Source organism: Vibrio sp. D173a, assembly GCF_030248475.1.
In genome coordinates this window covers 1-16,888 of sequence record NZ_JAHGAH010000012.1, presented here as the reverse complement: position 1 = coordinate 16,888, position 16,888 = coordinate 1, and the positions used below count along the sequence as shown (strand labels likewise).

General features: G+C 45.5%; 14 protein-coding genes. 11 read left to right on the top strand and 3 right to left on the bottom strand.

Annotated features, from left to right (window positions below; translation table 11 throughout):
• Positions 1-2: 2 nt before the first annotated feature.
• Genes KIV40_RS02030 through KIV40_RS02020 form a run of 3 tightly spaced genes read right to left on the bottom strand, consistent with a single transcriptional unit; the run spans position 3 to position 3,941 of the window.
• Positions 3-1,832, bottom strand: a complete 1,830-nt coding sequence (locus tag KIV40_RS02030) for an extracellular solute-binding protein (protein WP_285347844.1) — start codon at positions 1,830-1,832, stop codon at positions 3-5.
• A gap of 38 nt (positions 1,833-1,870) precedes the next feature.
• The gene (locus tag KIV40_RS02025) at positions 1,871-2,914 is read right to left on the bottom strand and encodes an ABC transporter permease (protein ID WP_005430115.1); all 1,044 of its coding nucleotides are present in this window, start codon (positions 2,912-2,914) and stop codon (positions 1,871-1,873) included.
• 1 nt (position 2,915) lies between these two features.
• Complete coding sequence (locus KIV40_RS02020; protein WP_005430070.1) at positions 2,916-3,941, bottom strand: ABC transporter permease subunit; 1,026 nt, start codon at positions 3,939-3,941, stop codon at positions 2,916-2,918.
• An 821-nt stretch (positions 3,942-4,762) separates the two neighbouring features.
• Between KIV40_RS02020 and KIV40_RS02015 the strand changes: the two genes are divergently transcribed.
• The 11 genes from KIV40_RS02015 (at position 4,763) to trmH (ending at position 16,720) form a co-directional block, all read left to right on the top strand.
• Positions 4,763-7,363, top strand: coding sequence for a TonB-dependent receptor (locus tag KIV40_RS02015; protein WP_285347843.1), 2,601 nt, complete (start codon positions 4,763-4,765; stop codon positions 7,361-7,363).
• A 73-nt stretch (positions 7,364-7,436) separates the two neighbouring features.
• A complete protein-coding gene (locus tag KIV40_RS02010; protein WP_045368222.1) occupies positions 7,437-8,201 on the top strand; it encodes a DUF3450 domain-containing protein in 765 nt (254 codons plus the stop codon).
• 3 nt (positions 8,202-8,204) lie between these two features.
• Entirely contained in the window at positions 8,205-9,566 is a 1,362-nt protein-coding gene (locus KIV40_RS02005) for a MotA/TolQ/ExbB proton channel family protein (RefSeq protein WP_285347842.1), read from the top strand.
• Between the two features lie 9 nt (positions 9,567-9,575).
• Entirely contained in the window at positions 9,576-10,103 is a 528-nt protein-coding gene (locus KIV40_RS02000; RefSeq protein ID WP_005430146.1) for a MotA/TolQ/ExbB proton channel family protein, read from the top strand.
• 25 nt (positions 10,104-10,128) lie between these two features.
• Positions 10,129-10,536, top strand: a complete 408-nt coding sequence (locus KIV40_RS01995; protein WP_005430119.1) for a biopolymer transporter ExbD — start codon at positions 10,129-10,131, stop codon at positions 10,534-10,536.
• A gap of 4 nt (positions 10,537-10,540) precedes the next feature.
• A complete protein-coding gene (locus KIV40_RS01990; protein ID WP_005529132.1) occupies positions 10,541-11,173 on the top strand; it encodes an energy transducer TonB in 633 nt (210 codons plus the stop codon).
• 11 nt (positions 11,174-11,184) lie between these two features.
• Positions 11,185-12,399 carry a lipopolysaccharide assembly protein LapB gene (locus KIV40_RS01985; RefSeq protein ID WP_103413690.1) on the top strand — a complete coding sequence of 405 codons (1,215 nt, stop codon included), beginning with the start codon at positions 11,185-11,187 and terminating at the stop codon, positions 12,397-12,399.
• A 364-nt stretch (positions 12,400-12,763) separates the two neighbouring features.
• Positions 12,764-13,387 (top strand): guanylate kinase, encoded by a 624-nt coding sequence (gmk, locus tag KIV40_RS01980; protein WP_005430186.1) that lies wholly within the window; start codon positions 12,764-12,766, stop codon positions 13,385-13,387.
• A gap of 163 nt (positions 13,388-13,550) precedes the next feature.
• Positions 13,551-13,823 carry a DNA-directed RNA polymerase subunit omega gene (rpoZ, locus tag KIV40_RS01975; protein ID WP_005379346.1) on the top strand — a complete coding sequence of 91 codons (273 nt, stop codon included), beginning with the start codon at positions 13,551-13,553 and terminating at the stop codon, positions 13,821-13,823.
• 39 nt (positions 13,824-13,862) lie between these two features.
• A complete protein-coding gene (gene spoT, locus KIV40_RS01970) occupies positions 13,863-15,983 on the top strand; it encodes a bifunctional GTP diphosphokinase/guanosine-3',5'-bis pyrophosphate 3'-pyrophosphohydrolase (RefSeq protein WP_005434453.1) in 2,121 nt (706 codons plus the stop codon).
• 53 nt (positions 15,984-16,036) lie between these two features.
• Complete coding sequence (gene trmH / locus KIV40_RS01965) at positions 16,037-16,720, top strand: tRNA (guanosine(18)-2'-O)-methyltransferase TrmH (protein WP_285347841.1); 684 nt, start codon at positions 16,037-16,039, stop codon at positions 16,718-16,720.
• Positions 16,721-16,888: the final 168 nt, after the last annotated feature.

The following is a 16,888-nucleotide window of genomic DNA, read 5'->3' as shown; positions in this document are numbered from 1 at the left end:
CCTTACAGCTTATACGTGTCATCAACGACAACAACCGGTTCAAAGGTTTTACCCGACTTCATCGCCTTTTGGGTTTGTTTCTTAGCGTCCTTATCAATCCAGTAAGTACCATCGCCAATAATGCGACCACTGAACAACGCTTCTGTCATTCGGTTCATTGGCTTCTCAGGCAGTTTCAACCAGCTCCAATGGCCGTAACGAACGTATGGCACCATATAACCCGGAACAATCACGTGCGCGTCAATGATGTCGCGCTGGATTTCATGACCCAATTGGATCTTCTTATCCATGTCCATATTGAAACGGTACTCGATGATTTTCTCATCAAGCTCTGGTGTGCTGTAGTTTGTGAACGAGTTAGTTTGTGGCTTGTTGGCATTCACTGAGTGAAAGTACTCCCAGTATGTTGGGATCTCAGACGACGTACCCATATCGAAAAACGCTAAATCGTGCTTTTTCTCGCGTACGTATTTGAACATCGATGAGCCATCGATCAATTTAAGTTCAATATCCAAACCAGCCAACTTCGCTTGCTCACGCACAAATGCGATACGAGGTGTTTGCACTGGCGATGCATAGGTCAACTCGAAGCTCAAGCGTTGCCCTTTGTCATTGACACGGATACCATCGGAGCCAATCTTATCGAAACCAGCTGCAGCAAACGCCTCCACCGCTTTTTCTGGATCAAACTTTGGTGCTTTCGCGTCTGGCAGGGTGTACTTACCATACCCGTAGCCTGTTGGGTTAGGTTTACGGCTGTAATCACCACGCATGATGTTTTCGATCATGCCATCAAAATCGATCGCGTATGTAATACCCTTACGGATGTTTAAATCATCCAATAGTGGCATTGCAGTGTTCATCCAAACGCCGCCAGCGCCAACAGGGTATTGGTTGTAACCCCAAAACTTCTGGATGTAGCCTTTTTGATAAGGTGCGGTATTGGACTTATCATGCCATAAACTCGGTAGCACAAGGCCAAACGCATCTAAACTGCCTTTCTCGAAGTGCTTCTTGGCGATATCGTTATCACGAATAACCGTGATGCGAATCTTGTCTACGTTATAGCGGTTCTCGTAGTACTTATTGGTATAACCCCACCAGTCCTCACCGACGTGCTTAAAGGTTACGCTTTTACCTTTTTTGATATCGTCTAGGTAGTAAGCACTGGTCGTAGGCTCGCTCTTAAAGTTGTAATAGCGGACAAAGTTGTCGTGAATACCATCACCGTTCTCATCTTTCTTTGGATTCGCATAGAAGTGAGCAGGACGAGGACGCAGCGCCCCCATTCTTAACAACAACTCTTCGGGATTAAGTTCTTTCGCTGCCTTCACGGCGAACGTATGATCATCAAACTTAATCACATCAGCGACAGTTTTGTTGTAGTAATCGTTGTACCAAGGCTCGAGAATGTCTTTCGAACGATAGAACTTAAGCATGAAAACAAAATCGTCTGCCGTGACTGGTTTGCCATCGGACCATTTCGCTTCTGGGTTTAGTTTGAAGTAAACCGTCTTATTATCACCAGCTAGTGCCCACTCATTGGCTAACTCTGGGATGAATTCTAGAGTATCTGGGTGACGTACCACCAAGCCCGGTGTTTCATCCAAGATATAAGAACGCAAACCTGAGTTCGCATCAGGGCCAACGCTGCGTAAAGTCTGCGGAAAGCTCGACATATACGCTCGGAAAGTACCACCGCGTTTTGCTTCAGGAGAGCCATATTGTGGCTCATCCCAGTTTGTTTGCCAGTTTAAGTCAGCCGGAAGCGTTGCTGACATCGCACCAAAACTTAGGGCGCTCAGCGTGGACGCTAAAAATAATTTTTTCATAAAACTTCCCTTTTTTATGCTTTGCTCACAATGCTTGCTTAAACATAGCGTGTGAATTTTTTCGGGTCGAAAGCTGCTCGAATTGCTTCACCGATAAAGGTCACCATCACCAATACCAGTACAATTGAAGTCACTACTGAAGACACAATCCATGGCGAGTCTAGGTTTGACTTACCTTGCTGCAGCAGTTCACCCCAACTTGGTGTTGGTGGCATCAGACCAAGGCCTAGGTAATCTAGCGCGGTCAGTGCCGTGATGTTGGCCGCGATAGTAAATGGCGCAAGCGTCACGATCATCACCATGGTATTTGGTAGGATATGATTAAACAAAATACGACCTGTTGATGCTCCTAGCGCACGCGCTGCCATCACATATTCGCGAGCCGATTCTTTATAGGTCATGGTACGCATGTACCAAGTCATCCCCATCCAACCAAACAGTACGTTAATGGCGACGAACAAGGTAAAGGTGGGTTGCACAATGGATACCAAGATCATGATGACGTACAAGAACGGCACCATAGACCACACTTCGATCAAGCGTTGAACAAACAGGTCGAACTTACCGCCCCAGAAGCCCATAGCACAGCCAACGGCAGTACCAATCGCATAAGAGATTGCCATTGTTAGTAGCGCAAATCCCATCGCAGTACGGAAGCCGTAAACCAATCGAGCCAAAATATCACGACCGATTACATCCGTACCTAGGTAGTGTTTATTTTCAGCATCGGGTGCCGTTGGAGGGAAATCACCACTGAAGTCTTGCTCGTATGGGTTCCAAGGAACAATCGGTAGAATCACGAAGTTATCGCCGCCTTCAGCTTCAAATACTTTCTGCAGCTCTCGATAATCGGCTTCACTCGAAGAAGCTTGGCCAAACTCGCTACCTAAACGTACATCACTGACGACTGGGAAATAGTAACTACCATCGTACTTTACCATTAAAGCTTTACTGTTGATCAACAGCTCCGCAAACAGAGAAAGGATCAACATGGTGGATAAGATCAAAAACGACCAGTAGCCACGTTTGATTTCTTTAAAGTGACGGATTTTCTTTTGAGTTAATGGGCTAACTTTAATCATATTACGCTCCAAACTTCACACGTGGGTCGACTAAAGCAACACAGATATCTGAAATGATATTACCAATCAGCAGTAATACCGCGTTGATAGCTACGATGCCCATTACTACAGGGTAGTCACGCTCCATGATGGATTCATAACCAAGCAGACCGATACCATCAATGTTAAAGATTACTTCGATAAGGAATGCACCTGTCATGAAGAACAGCAGTGAGTTACCAAAGTGAGAAGCGATAGGGATCAAGCTATTGCGCAAAGCGTGCTTACGTACCGCTTTCTTAAACGGTAAGCCCTTAGCAATCGCAGTACGAATGTAATCTGACGATAAGTTTTCCATCAGGTTGTTTTTCATCGTCATCGTCAGCGTTGCAAAGTCACCAATCAAGTAACAGATCAGAGGCAATACCGCATGCCACATAATGTCTTTTGCGCGCTCAAAGAAGGTTTCGTAATCATCAAAATCATCGCCAACAAAGCCCCCCATTGGGAACCATTCTAGGTGATAACTAAATAGCGTAATCAGCAAAACACCAACCACATAACCCGGTAAGGCGTAGCCGACAAAGATGAGAATGGAAGAAGCGGAATCAAATACGGAGCCGTGTTTAAGCGCTTTATAATAGCCGAGCGGAATTGAGATAAAGTAACTGATAAAAAAGGTCATTCCGCCATAAAACAGAGATACAGGTAAACGCTCGGCAATCATGTCAGATACCGGTTCGTAGTATCGGGTAGATTCACCCAAATCAAGCGTAACCAAGCGACTTAACCACTCAACATACGCTTCCATGACTGGTTTATCTAAACCGTAAAACGCATTAAGTTCTGCGATTTGCTCATCAGAAAGTGCGGTGTTACCACCAGCGGAGGTCATTGAAGCGGCGCCATCACCTTGCGCTTGCATTTGTGACAGCATGCGCTCTACTGGCCCACCGGGAACAAATCGAGTGATCGCGAAGATAAGAATGGTAATTCCGAGAAACGTTGGGATCACCAGCGCTAAACGGCGTAAAAAGTACGACAGCATATACAACTTGCTCCTTGTCTACTGTCCATTATTAGGCGGGGTTGGATAGGAAAAATCCGGCCCAAAATGGTGCATTTCTATCCTGTAGTAACTAAAGCTGTTGAAACACACTCCCTGAATTTCAAAAGCCAGTTTTTTCCACTACTGCAATAATTTCAGCGTCATATTTATCTTGAATCTGAGTAAGCTTCAAGTGTTTGAATCCAAAACATGACAAATTTCTTCCGATGTCGAAAAATAGAAATATTTTTGTAAATAATTATAAAAAACCACAAAACCAATTCACACAGAATATCAATCTAGGCACTCTAGAGCCAAAACCCTATATAAACATGCAAATATGAAGAATAAATAGACAAAACAACTTAACTTCCATTTGACCCTAAAATACGAGTGAGCCCTTTTATTACGGTGGGTATCATATTCTGATACCACCCCATGCGATCGAGTTAACATACAGAGCATTCCATAAAAACCTCATAACAGAATAATTCTCTACATACACACCAACTTTCAGTACCAATCGCCCACTTAAAAACTATAGGCAAGATAAGTCATTAATCTTTACAAGAAACACAAAATACGGTGTTTTATTAAAATTTAATCTCAGTTTATAAGCACCACACAGTAAAATATGCTGTAATTCACTTCACTTTTGGCTTTTTACATCTTTTTTACATTTCTTTATCTCTGTTTGCTACTGGTTTGACTTCCTTTTTTCATCTCGGTTATACATGTCCAGAGCGCTAACGAAATATTAACGCCACAATTGGTCTTTATATGACCGCACATAGGAAATAATAATAATCGGAGCAACAAGGATGTATAAAAACACAACCGCTTTATCTGTTGCGATCAGCCTTGCACTGGGAACCGCAGCAGTGGCACCTCTAGCAGCACAGGCAGAAGAGCAGCAAGTTGAAAAACTTCAAAAAATGAAAGTTACTGGTTCGCGCCTAACGCGAGCGTCTATGGAAGGAAGCACACCAGTAGCGGTTATCGGCCGAGCAGAAATTGAGCGCGCCGGTGATATCTCTATCGCTGATGTACTACGTAAATCTTCATTCAACTCTTTCGGTTCATACAGCGAAAGTTCAGGTAGCTCTTGGCAGAGCCAAGCAACCATGTCACTACGTGGTCTAGGTGCTTCACGAACACTTGTTCTAATCAACGGTAAGCGTCTACCAGGTTCTGCAACAATGGGCGGCGGCGCAGCAAACCTGAACGTCATTCCAGCAGCTATCGTTGAGCGCGTAGAGGTAATGGCCGATGGTGGTTCTGCAGTATACGGTTCAGACGCTGTTGCAGGTGTTGTGAACGTAATTCTAAAAGACGAGTTTGACGGCATTAACATAACTGTTGGTGGCGGCATCCCTTCGCAAGAAGGCGGTGACGAACAAAACTTCTCTATCGTAACGGGTACTTCTGGCGAAAAAGGTAATATTTACTTCTCGTTTGAACACGATTCCAAAGGCGAGATCTACCAAAGAAACCGTGACTACTTGAGCTCAAAGAACACTAGCTCAGATAACTACTTTGACATGTCTGGCGTAAGTATTTACGGCCGTAACGTATATCATGATGGCAAACTAAAGCCTCTGAACGGTTATGAAACTGATGCGAAGTGTGACTCTTCCAAAGGCTTCGTGGGTATTACTGAATACCCTGGTCTTGGCCCTATGTGTGGTTATGATTACACCTCAGAAGCAGCTCAAACCGCTTCTCTTGAACGAAATACAGTTTTTGTAAATGGTAATATTTTCCTATCAGATACAACAACCTTTAACGCACAAATGCTTTTAAGCCGTAACGAAAGCTTCGGTCGTTTTGCCCCAGCTGCGGGTTACTTTGAAGTTGATCCTACAACATCAGGCGGCGCTGATTTCTTTACAGAGAACGGCTTGGACCCATCTAAGGGCCCTGCAAGTGTTTACTACCGTTTCACGAACGTAGGTACGCGTGACACAAACGTTACGGATTTCCAAGCGGATATGAAAGCGGGTCTAGACGGCTCCTTCTATACTGACGGATTTGGTGAGGTAATCTGGGAAACAGGCTACCACCTTAACTACTCAAACAGTAATGAACGCGGTACTGGTTATGTTCTACGCTCACCAGCAGAAGCATTGGCTAACTCTGGTCAATTCGTAAATGGCGAGTTTAGTGCTGACGCGACTAAAGATCTGGCCGCGACTACTGCTCGTGAATCACAAATGGAAATGCACCAGATCAATGGTGGTTTACAGTTCGACCTAGCAGATATCGGTGATGTAACCATTCCACTATACGTTGGTGCTGAAGCAACAACGTATGACTACTTTGACCAATACGATTCACAAAGTGAAGCGGGTAACATCATTGGTAGTGCTGGTAACTCAGCTGCTGGTGACCGCCAAACATACGCACTCTTTGCAGAATCTCTGATCGCATTCACAGATGAGCTAGAAATGAACGTAGCACTACGCTACGACCACTACAGCGACTTTGGTAGTGCTGTTTCACCAAAAGCATCATTCCGTTACCAACCTCTCGACAACTTAATGTTCCGAGCTGGCGCAGGTATGGGCTTCCGCGCTCCTTCTCTAAGCAACCTTTACGGTGCGGATAGCGAATCAAATGACTACGCAAAAGACTACGTTTACTGTGAAGACCAAGGTATCTCTGATGCAGATTGTCCTGAGAAGCAGTACACAACAACGCGTACATCAAATGAAGATCTAGATGCTGAAACATCAACATCATTTAACTTCGGTGTAAGCTACTCGCCAATCGAAGATCTAGCGTTAACAGCGGATTACTACAATATCCGTATTGAAGACACTATCGTGATGAACACGCTACAGAGCATGATCGACCAAGAGCGTAGCAGTGGTCAGCCGAACTCGAATATTACGCGTGACTCTGCGGGCAGTATTACGCACGCTGTAGTTCCACTATCAAACATCGGTGACCTTGAAACATCGGGTATCGACTTGAAAGTAAACTACCTATACGACTTTGATGTTGCAACTGTACGTTATGACTTTGCTGGTACTTACGTACTAGATTACAGCAGCCCTGAGTATGTTGATGGCCCAACAAACAACAAAGTCGGCCGTAACGGTCTTCCTGAGTACCGTTTCCAAACGGGTGTTGGCTTCAATGTCTTAAGTGATCACGACGTTTACCTATCTGCAGATTACATTGCTTCTCAAGCACAGGATGTAGATAAGAACTACAACAAAACAGGCAAGATCCCTAGCTACACTACTTTCAACGTAGCATACAACTACATGGCACCATGGGATGCGAAACTGACCGCAGGTGTACGTAACCTTACAGATGAAGATCCAGCATTTGAGTCTGATGGTGTGACATACAACTCTGACCTATACAGTATTCAAGGCCGAGTTTTCTTCTTAAACTACTCTCAAAACTTTTAATTAAAAACTTTGGCGCAGGAGCTTTTCCTGCGCCCCATTCGACTGACTTTTATACACTGACAAGGATGCTACTATGACGTTAAAGGAATTTGGCGTAAGTGCAGTTACTGCCGCAATTTTATCGGTAAGTGGAGCAGCTATTGCTGCAGACTCCGGTACTGTTGTCGCTAACCAAGCAAAGACAACGAAGTCTTCTCAGGCTTCACAACAAAAAATCGACGGATATGCTGAAAGTGCGGAAAGCATGCTAGCTGAATACAAAGGCTTGCTTCGCCAAATCGACAGCATGAAAGTCTACAACGAACAAATCAATCGCATGGTTCAATCTCAGCAGGGAGAGCTGGATTCATTGAACAGTCAGATTGCTCAAATCGACCAAACGGCGACTGAGGTTGTACCTTTGACGCTGAAAATGATTGATGCACTTGATGAATTCGTCGTACTCGACCTTCCTTTCCAAAAAGAAGAGCGTACCAAGCGTGTCAATGAACTGCGTGACCTAATGGACCGTGCAGACGTAACGACTTCAGAAAAATTCCGTAAAGTGATGGAAGCGTATCAAATCGAAGAAGGCTTCTCTCGCTCAATTGAATCTTACAAAGCTAGCCTAGAGCGCAACGGCGAGACCGTGACTTACGACTTCCTACGTATTGGTCGTACTGCGCTTCTATTCCAATCTCCGGATGGCGGTGAAACAGGTATGTGGAATCAACAAACCCGTCAATGGGAGTCACTACCTGAAAACTACCGTATCGCTGTACAGCAAGGCCTTCGTATCGCTAAGAAACAAGCGCCACCAGCGCTGATCAAACTGCCTGTATTTGCTGGGGAGGAATAAGAAATGAAAGGATTCAAAACTCTAGCCGCTGGTTTGCTAGCGAGCTTATTCATGATTTCTGGTGCTCAAGCTGAAGCGCCACAGAACCTATCTGAGCTACTGAAAAACGTAAAATCAGAAAGTATCGTTGAATCAAAAGAGAACAAAGCTCGTGAAGCTGAGTTCAAAAGCAACCGTGACCAACAAGCAGCACTTCTTGAAAAAGCTCGTGCAGAACTTGCAGCGCAACAAGCACTTGGTGATGAGCTAAAAGCCACGTTTGATGAAAACGACAAGCAGCTAACTGAACTGACTGAAACACTGCGCGTTCGTTCAGGTACTTTAGGTGAGATGTTTGGTGTGGTTCGCCAGTATGCTGGTGAGTTTAAAGGTCTATTTGCCGCTTCGCAAAATGCCGTTCTTTTCCCTGAGCGTGACGCTCTGCTGTCTAAACTAGCAGAAAGTAAAGAACTGCCATCAACGCAAGAACTTGAGGCGTTTTGGCACACCATCCTACAACAGGTAGTTGCATCAGGTGATACCACAACAGCTGAAGCAACCGTTGTATACGGTGAAGGTAAAGAAGCGGTACGTGACGTAACCCTAGTGGGTGAGTTTAACGCAATCGCAGATGGCAAATACGTAACTTACGTACCTCAAACTGGTAAGTTCGAAGAGCTATCACGTCAACCAAGCAAAAACATTACTGGCCTAGTTGGTGGTTTTGAAGCAGCAGACGGCACATACGAACCACTGTTTATCGACCCATCTCGTGGTGTGATTCTGTCTCTACTTGTGCAAAGCCCTACTGTTCAGGAACGTATTGACCAAGGTGGTATTGTTGGCTACGTAATCCTAGGCATGGGTGCTATCGGTGCACTTATCGCTCTCGTTTGTTACCTACGCCTATTGGTTATCGGTGGCAAAATGCGCAAACAAGCGAAATCCGACACTGTTATCCCTGGCAACCCTCTAGGTGAAGTTATCCAAGCTTACCAAGAACACAAAGGTGACAACCTTGAAGATCTTGAAGCGAAACTGGACGAAATCATCCTACGTAACGCACCGAGCATTGAACGCTTTATCAGCTCAATCAAACTGTTCGCTTCTGTAGCACCACTTCTAGGTCTACTAGGTACAGTTATGGGTATGATCGGTACGTTCCAAGCCATCACACTATTTGGTACAGGTGATCCGAAGCTAATGGCTGGCGGTATCTCAGAAGCACTTGTTACTACGATGCTTGGTCTGGTTGTCGCAATTCCTCTACTGTTCCTGTACACAATAGTACACAGTAAAGGTCGTCGTTTGGTTCAAACTCTTGAAGAACAGAGTGCAGGCTTCATCGCTCGCTATCAGGAAAAACTGCATAAAGCCGAAAGCTAAGGAGGCGTTATGTGGTGGTTAGTTGGAGAACTTGAATCAATTAGGCGCTTCTTGGGAATGGGTGGCGACGTGCTTGTCGTCATCTTTATCCTCAGCTTCATGTTGTGGGCAGTATTGCTAGAACGTTGGTTTTACTTCGCTGCCGTCGCTCCAAAAGCAATGAAAAAAGCCGTTAGCTTTTGGGAAGAGCGCTCAGAACATAAAAGCTGGAACGCTAAGATGATCCGACAAGAAATCGTTTCTCGTCAGGATATTGAGAATAAAAAGGGACTACCAATCGTTAAAGTATTGATTGCACTTTGTCCCCTACTTGGCTTGCTCGGCACCGTTGTCGGCATGATTCAAGTATTCGATATCTTAGCGGTTACAGGTACAGGAAGCCCTCGAGCAATGGCCTCGGGGATCTCAAAGGCAACAATCCCAACATTAGCGGGAATGGTGGCATCTCTATCAGGACTGTTCTTTAGTACTCGTCTTGATCATTTAGCCAAAGTCACCACGCAGAAGCTTGAAGACAAGCTAAAGCATATTGCCTGAGTAAACGGAATTAGAGGTATAGGTCATGAAGAGACGCTATAGCAATGACAGCAGTGATGAAGCTGCTATCGATATGACACCGATGCTCGACATCGTCTTCATCATGTTGATCTTCTTTATCGTAACAACATCGTTCGTTAAAGAAGCCGGTCTAGAAGTAAATCGCCCTACGGCAAGCTCAGCGCAAACCGTGAAGAAAGGTAACATCATGGTTGCCATCGGCGCTGCGGGTGATGTTTGGGTTGATAAACGTCGCATTGAAGTAGATGCCGTACGTGCCAACATCGAACGTCTACGTGCAGAAAGCCCAGACGGTGCGGTTGTTATCCAAGCGGATACTGAAGCTAACGCTGGTGTAGTCGTGAAGGTTATGGACCAGATTAAGATGGCAGGTGTAGAAAGCATCTCCATTGCCGCAACCAATAAGGATTAAGCCTATGCGGTATCTGGCCTCAATTGCACTGGCGCTCATTGTCTCCCTCGGATTGTTCTGGGGGATGGACAAGCTAGTAAACAAAGAGCGCCACGAGCTAGTGTCGAATGATGATCTCCGTATGGTTGAATTCATTCGCATTAAACCGGACGAAAAAATACAGGAGAAAAAGCGCGAACTCCCGAAACCACCACCACCGAAACGCCCACCGCCACCACCTGAAATGAAGGTGACAGCGACGGTCAAGCCGGTGATGGATCAAATCCCGATGGACATGCCAAAACTTGACTTACCAGTCAATGTTACAGGTGGTTCCGTACTCGGTCACTACTCGCAAGGTGGTGGTGCTCAACTGGCTGGAAGCGGAGGCCCTGTTCCTCTTGCAACATTCCAGCCTCAAATGCCACGTAAAGCGGCACGAGCAGGGATTGAGAAAGGTATCGTTTTAGTAGAGTTTACTGTTAACGAGCGTGGCAGTGTTCAAGATGTCAAAGTCTTAAAAGAAACTCCACGTAAGTTAGGCTTGGGTAAAGCAGCAAGAAAAACCGTATCAAAGTGGACCTTTAAACCAAAAATGGTTGATGGAAAGCCGGTTACTTCACGCTTATCGCAAGAAATTGAGTTCTCTACAAACTAAGGAGTTGCAACATGAAAACATATACAAAATTGTTAGCTTCTCTATTGGTTATTGCAGGTGCGTACAGCGCACCTGCCCTAGCAAAAACACCAGAGTTGTCTGACAGAACGTTTCGAACGGTAAATAAAGTTCAAGAACTTATCGCCGAAGAAAATTACTCTAAAGCGATTTCAAAGATTAACTCAGCGCTGGAAAGCTCTGGCAAGAAGCAATATGACAAAGCCGTTTTGCTACAACAAATGGGGTTCCTATATTCATTAAAGGACGACTACCCCAAGGCCGCGAAGTACTTTGCTCAAGCTTTGAGTTTAGACGCTCTACCGGTACCAGTAGCACAACAAGTACGTTATAGCTTAGCTCAGCTTTATCTAGCAGAAGGCCAGTTTAAAAAGTCTGTTGTTACGATGAAGGAATGGTTCAAGATTGCTGAAACGACGGAAGAAAAGCCACAAGCACACGCATACATAACATTAGCGAGTGCTTATGTTCAGTTATCTGATTACAAAAATGCGATTCCGCCGACCAAAAAAGCAATCGCAATGAGTAAGAACCCAAGTGAGTCTTGGTATCAATTGCTGATGTCCGCGCACTATGAACTTAAGCAATTCAAAAGTGTTGCTGGCGTACTGAAAATTTTAACCACCAAGTATCCAAAAAATAAGCGCTACTGGACTCAATTGTCTGGTATTTATATGGAGTTAAATCAAGAACGAAATGCACTTTCTACTTTGGAGATGGCTCATAAATTAGGCCTTCTAGAGGAAGAAAAAGAGTACTTACGTTTAGTGAACTTCCAAGCTTATCAAGGTGTACCTTTCCGTGCAGCCAAGACAATGCAAGTGTCGATGGATGAAGGTAAGATCACGCGTAATGCTAAAAACTTGGAGAAGCTGGCTTCTTTCTGGCAGCAAGCACAGGAGCTCGATAAGTCGATTGAAACCTATGTTGCGGCTTATAAGTTAGCGCCAAAAGCAAAAACGCAGATCAAGATTGCTCGTTTGATGATCTTAGATAAGCAGTACTCTGCAGCAACCAAGTTTGCCAAGAATGCTGCGCCAGACGCCAAGCGTGATGATAAAGGTGAACTGAACTACATTCGAGGTATGGCGTACTTCGAATTAAATCAGCCAAGTAATGCACTAAAAGCAATGAAGAGTGCAGCGCAATCGCCTGACATGAAGCCTGTCGCGAGCCCTTGGATCAACTTCCTAGAGTCCCAAGGCTAACAGGAAACCAACATCTGCAAAGTAGTAACCAAAGTGGTTGTGGTTGCTCCGAAAATTAAGTGTGAGTCAGTCGCACGCCTGGGGAAGTGAAAGCTTCCCCTTTTTTCATGTCTGTATAAAGAAGGCGAATTCATACCACACCTCAAAGATCCAAAAGATCGGCTAGCAACCTCAGGGAGATCATGATACTCTTCGCCTCCATTTTTCTGGCGGGTTTATCACCAATCTCAAGCAGTTTGATGAGGAAATCATCAACGCCAGTGCTATCGTTATACCAATCTCGTGAATAAACGTCATTGGCATGACAACAAGGTCGAGACTTCTTTCGGCATTCACTCAATCCAACCAAAAGTGGAACAGTACAATGGGCAAAGGTACTCTCTATATCGTATCTGCACCTAGCGGCGCAGGTAAATCTAGCTTGATCTCAGCAATGTTGGAGCGTAACCCAACATATGCAATGAAAGTGTCTGTGTCTCATACTACTCGTGGCATGCGCCCTGGCGAAGAAAACGGTATCCACTACCATTTCGTTGCAAAAGAAGAGTTTGAAGCTCTGATTGCACAAGGCGACTTTCTAGAATACGCAGAAGTGTTTGGTAACTACTACGGTACATCACGCGTATGGATTGAAGAAACGCTAAACAAAGGCATCGACGTTTTCCTAGATATCGACTGGCAAGGCGCACGTCAAATCCGTGAGCAAATGTCAGAAGCGAAAAGCATCTTTATCTTGCCGCCATCAAATGGTGAGTTAGAACGCCGTCTAAACACTCGTGGTCAAGACAGCGAAGAAGTGATCGCAAAACGCATGGCAGAAGCAAAATCTGAAATCTCACACTACAACGAGTACGATTATGTGATAGTAAACGACGATTTCGATACTGCATTAATGGACTTTAAAGCCATCCTACGTGCGGAAAGATTGAAGGAAGAAAAGCAAGCTGCTAAATATAAAGGTATGCTTGACGCGCTTCTAGCAGAGTAATTCTGCACTGAAACACAAATTTTCGCTTCTTTATTACGGTAAGGAAGCTTATATTGCTTATATAGAAAGTCATTGTTGTTGCACGTCTTATCGCTAGTAAATATTACGCTGAGACTGTATACTTTCTCGTCATTCAAAATTTAGTTAACTATTTGGAGTCCTCATGGCACGCGTAACTGTTCAAGACGCTGTTGAAAAAGTTGGCAACCGTTTCGACCTAGTACTGATTGCGGCTCGCCGCGCTCGTCAAATGCAAACTGGCGGTAAAGATGCACTAGTGCCAGAAGAGAACGATAAGCCAACGGTTATCGCTCTACGCGAAATCGAAGAAGGTTTAATTACTAAAGAAGTTCTAGACGCTCGTGAACGTCAAGAACAGCAAGAGCAAGAAGCGGCAGAGCTAGCGGCAGTAAGCAGCATCGCTCACAACCGTTAATTCTGACTTTAGAATTCAACAACCTCCCGGGCCTATAATTTGTATCTATTCGATAGCCTCAAAGACGTTGCCCAAGAATACCTAACAGAGCCTCAAATTGAGGCTCTGCGTCAATCTTATGTGGTAGCAAGAGATGCCCATGAAGGGCAAACCCGCTCAAGCGGTGAACCATACATCATCCACCCAGTCGCTGTGGCTCGAATCTTGGCCGAAATGCGCCTCGATATCGAAACCCTCCAAGCTGCTTTGCTGCATGACGTCATCGAAGACTGTGACGTTACAAAAGAAGATCTCGAAGAGAAATTCGGCAATACCGTCGCTGAGCTGGTTGATGGTGTATCTAAACTGGACAAACTCAAATTCCGCGATAGGAAAGAGGCTCAAGCCGAGAACTTCCGTAAGATGGTTCTGGCGATGGTGCAAGACATCCGCGTTATCCTGATCAAACTGGCTGACCGTACGCACAACATGCGCACGTTAGGTGCCCTGCGCCCCGACAAAAAACGCCGTATTGCTCGCGAAACCCTGGAAATCTATGCGCCACTGGCTCACCGTCTTGGTATTCACAATATCAAAACGGAGCTTGAGGAGCTTGGCTTCGAAGCGCTTTACCCGAACCGCTACCGCGTTCTAAAAGAAGTGGTAAGAGCGGCGCGTGGTAATCGTAAAGAGATGATCCAACGTATTCACAGCGAAATTGAAGGTCGACTCGAAGATGTTGGCTTGAATGCGCGCGTGTTAGGTCGTGAAAAAAACCTGTTCTCCATCTACAACAAGATGAAAACCAAAGAACAGCGTTTCCACACCATCATGGATATCTACGCTTTCCGAGTGGTTGTTGATACTGCCGATACTTGTTATCGCGTTCTAGGCCAAGTGCACAGCTTGTATAAGCCCCGTCCTGGTCGCATGAAAGATTACATTGCGGTACCGAAAGCGAACGGCTACCAATCGCTGCATACTTCTATGGTTGGCCCTCATGGCGTACCAGTTGAAGTTCAGATCCGTACCGAAGATATGGATCAAATGGCGGACAAAGGTGTCGCTGCACACTGGTCATACAAAGACAAGGGCGACAAGTCTGGCACAACAGCGCAAGTGAAAGCTCAGCGTTGGATGCAAAGCCTGCTTGAGCTACAACAAAGCGCTGGTAACTCATTCGAATTCATTGAAAACGTAAAATCGGATCTTTTCCCAGATGAGATTTACGTCTTCACACCAAAAGGTCGTATCGTTGAATTGCCATTAGGCGCAACGGCTGTCGACTTTGCTTATGCCGTACATACTGATGTCGGTAACTCTTGTGTTGGTGCTCGCGTTGACCGTAACCCCTACCCACTAAGTAAGGCACTGAAGAACGGTCAGACAGTAGAAATCATCAGTGCACCAGGTGCGCGTCCAAACGCGGCTTGGTTAAACTATGTCGTGACTTCTCGCGCTCGTACTAAGATTCGTCAAGTATTGAAGACCATGCGTCGTGAAGAGTCGATTACCTTAGGTCGTCGTCTACTGAATCACGCTTTAGGTCGTCATTCGATTGATTCAATCTACCCAGAAAACATCCAAGAAGTGCTGACAGATCTGCGCCTAGAAAGCGTCGATGATCTGCTAGCAGCCATTGGATTGGGTGAATTGATGAGTATCGTCATCGCACGTCGCTTATTGGGTGACACTGATGAATTAACCACCACAAGCTCGATTCCAAACGAATCTAACAAGAAGCTGCCAATCCGTGGTGCAGAAGGTCTGCTACTGACTTTCGCTAATTGTTGTCACCCTATACCGGATGACCACATCATTGCTCACGTATCACCAGGTCGTGGTCTTGTGGTACACCGTGAAACGTGTCCAAACGTTCGCGGATACCAGAAAGAACCAGACAAATACATGGCAGTCGCTTGGTCTGAAGAGTACGACAAAGAGTTCATTGCTGAACTGAAAGTCGATATGCTCAACAACCAAGGTGCGTTAGCGGAATTGACCAATGTGATTTCGAAAACCGGTTCGAACATTCACGGTCTTTCAACTGAAGAACGCGACGGTCGCTTGTACACCGTTACCGTTCTGCTAACCACCAAAGATCGTGTTCACCTTGCTGGCATCATGCGTAAGATTAAGACCATGCCACAGGCGACTCGAGTCAGACGAAGAAAGAACTAAACTCTATCGCCACCCACACTCTGGGTGGCGATTTTTTTATATCCCTATTTATTATGAATTTAGAACGTTACAACCGCATTCATCAGGTGCTAAAAGCACGCCAAACCGACCTCACTCTATGTCTTGAAGAAGTCCATAAGCCGAACAACGTTTCTGCCGTGATCCGCACAGCAGACGCAACAGGCTTACACAAAGTTCATGCGATTTGGCCCGACAAAATGCGCACACTGACTCACACCTCAGCAGGTGCTCGTAACTGGGTTGAAGTGGATACTCACGATTCGATTGAAACTGCGATTACCGAGCTCAAAGTGCAAGGCATGCAAGTTCTGGTCACCAACCTTTCGGACACCGCGGTCGACTTTCGAGAAATAGACTACACCAAGCCAACGGCGATCATTCTTGGTAGCGAAAAAATTGGTGCTTCAGAGCAAGCGAAGAAACTCGCGGACCAAGACATCATTATCCCAATGATCGGTATGGTGCAGTCTTTGAATGTCTCAGTCGCCAGTGCTGTGATTCTTTATGAAGCGCAGCGTCAGCGTGAAGCCGCTGGGATGTACGAACGTGAAGAAAGTGCTCTGCCAAAAGAGACCATCAACCGCATTCTGTTTGAACGAGGACACCCGGTCTTAGCAAAGGTAGCGAAACGCAAAGGGCTAGAATATCCACAACTTGATGACGAAGGCCAAATTGTGGCTGACGAATCATGGTGGAAAGAGATGCAGAAGAAATAAATTCGGGATTCGGGATTCGGGATTCGGGATTCGGGATTCGGGATTCGGGATTCGGGATTCGGGATTCGGGATTCGGGATTCGGGATTCGGGATTCGGGATTCGACTCTATTTTGCCTTTCTGGGGACAAGTTCTGTCAACTATTTCTATACTTAAGCTTCTTTCAGTC

Coding starts and splice junctions, on each gene's coding strand:
- KIV40_RS02030 (WP_285347844.1), bottom strand. CDS start 1,832: ATGAAAAAATTATTTTTAGCGTCCACGCTGAGCGCCCTAAGTTTTGGT.
- KIV40_RS02025 (WP_005430115.1), bottom strand. CDS start 2,914: ATGATTAAAGTTAGCCCATTAACTCAAAAGAAAATCCGTCACTTTAAA.
- KIV40_RS02020 (WP_005430070.1), bottom strand. CDS start 3,941: ATGCTGTCGTACTTTTTACGCCGTTTAGCGCTGGTGATCCCAACGTTT.
- KIV40_RS02015 (WP_285347843.1), top strand. CDS start 4,763: ATGTATAAAAACACAACCGCTTTATCTGTTGCGATCAGCCTTGCACTG.
- KIV40_RS02010 (WP_045368222.1), top strand. CDS start 7,437: ATGACGTTAAAGGAATTTGGCGTAAGTGCAGTTACTGCCGCAATTTTA.
- KIV40_RS02005 (WP_285347842.1), top strand. CDS start 8,205: ATGAAAGGATTCAAAACTCTAGCCGCTGGTTTGCTAGCGAGCTTATTC.
- KIV40_RS02000 (WP_005430146.1), top strand. CDS start 9,576: ATGTGGTGGTTAGTTGGAGAACTTGAATCAATTAGGCGCTTCTTGGGA.
- KIV40_RS01995 (WP_005430119.1), top strand. CDS start 10,129: ATGAAGAGACGCTATAGCAATGACAGCAGTGATGAAGCTGCTATCGAT.
- KIV40_RS01990 (WP_005529132.1), top strand. CDS start 10,541: ATGCGGTATCTGGCCTCAATTGCACTGGCGCTCATTGTCTCCCTCGGA.
- KIV40_RS01985 (WP_103413690.1), top strand. CDS start 11,185: ATGAAAACATATACAAAATTGTTAGCTTCTCTATTGGTTATTGCAGGT.
- gmk (WP_005430186.1), top strand. CDS start 12,764: ATGGGCAAAGGTACTCTCTATATCGTATCTGCACCTAGCGGCGCAGGT.
- rpoZ (WP_005379346.1), top strand. CDS start 13,551: ATGGCACGCGTAACTGTTCAAGACGCTGTTGAAAAAGTTGGCAACCGT.
- trmH (WP_285347841.1), top strand. CDS start 16,037: ATGAATTTAGAACGTTACAACCGCATTCATCAGGTGCTAAAAGCACGC.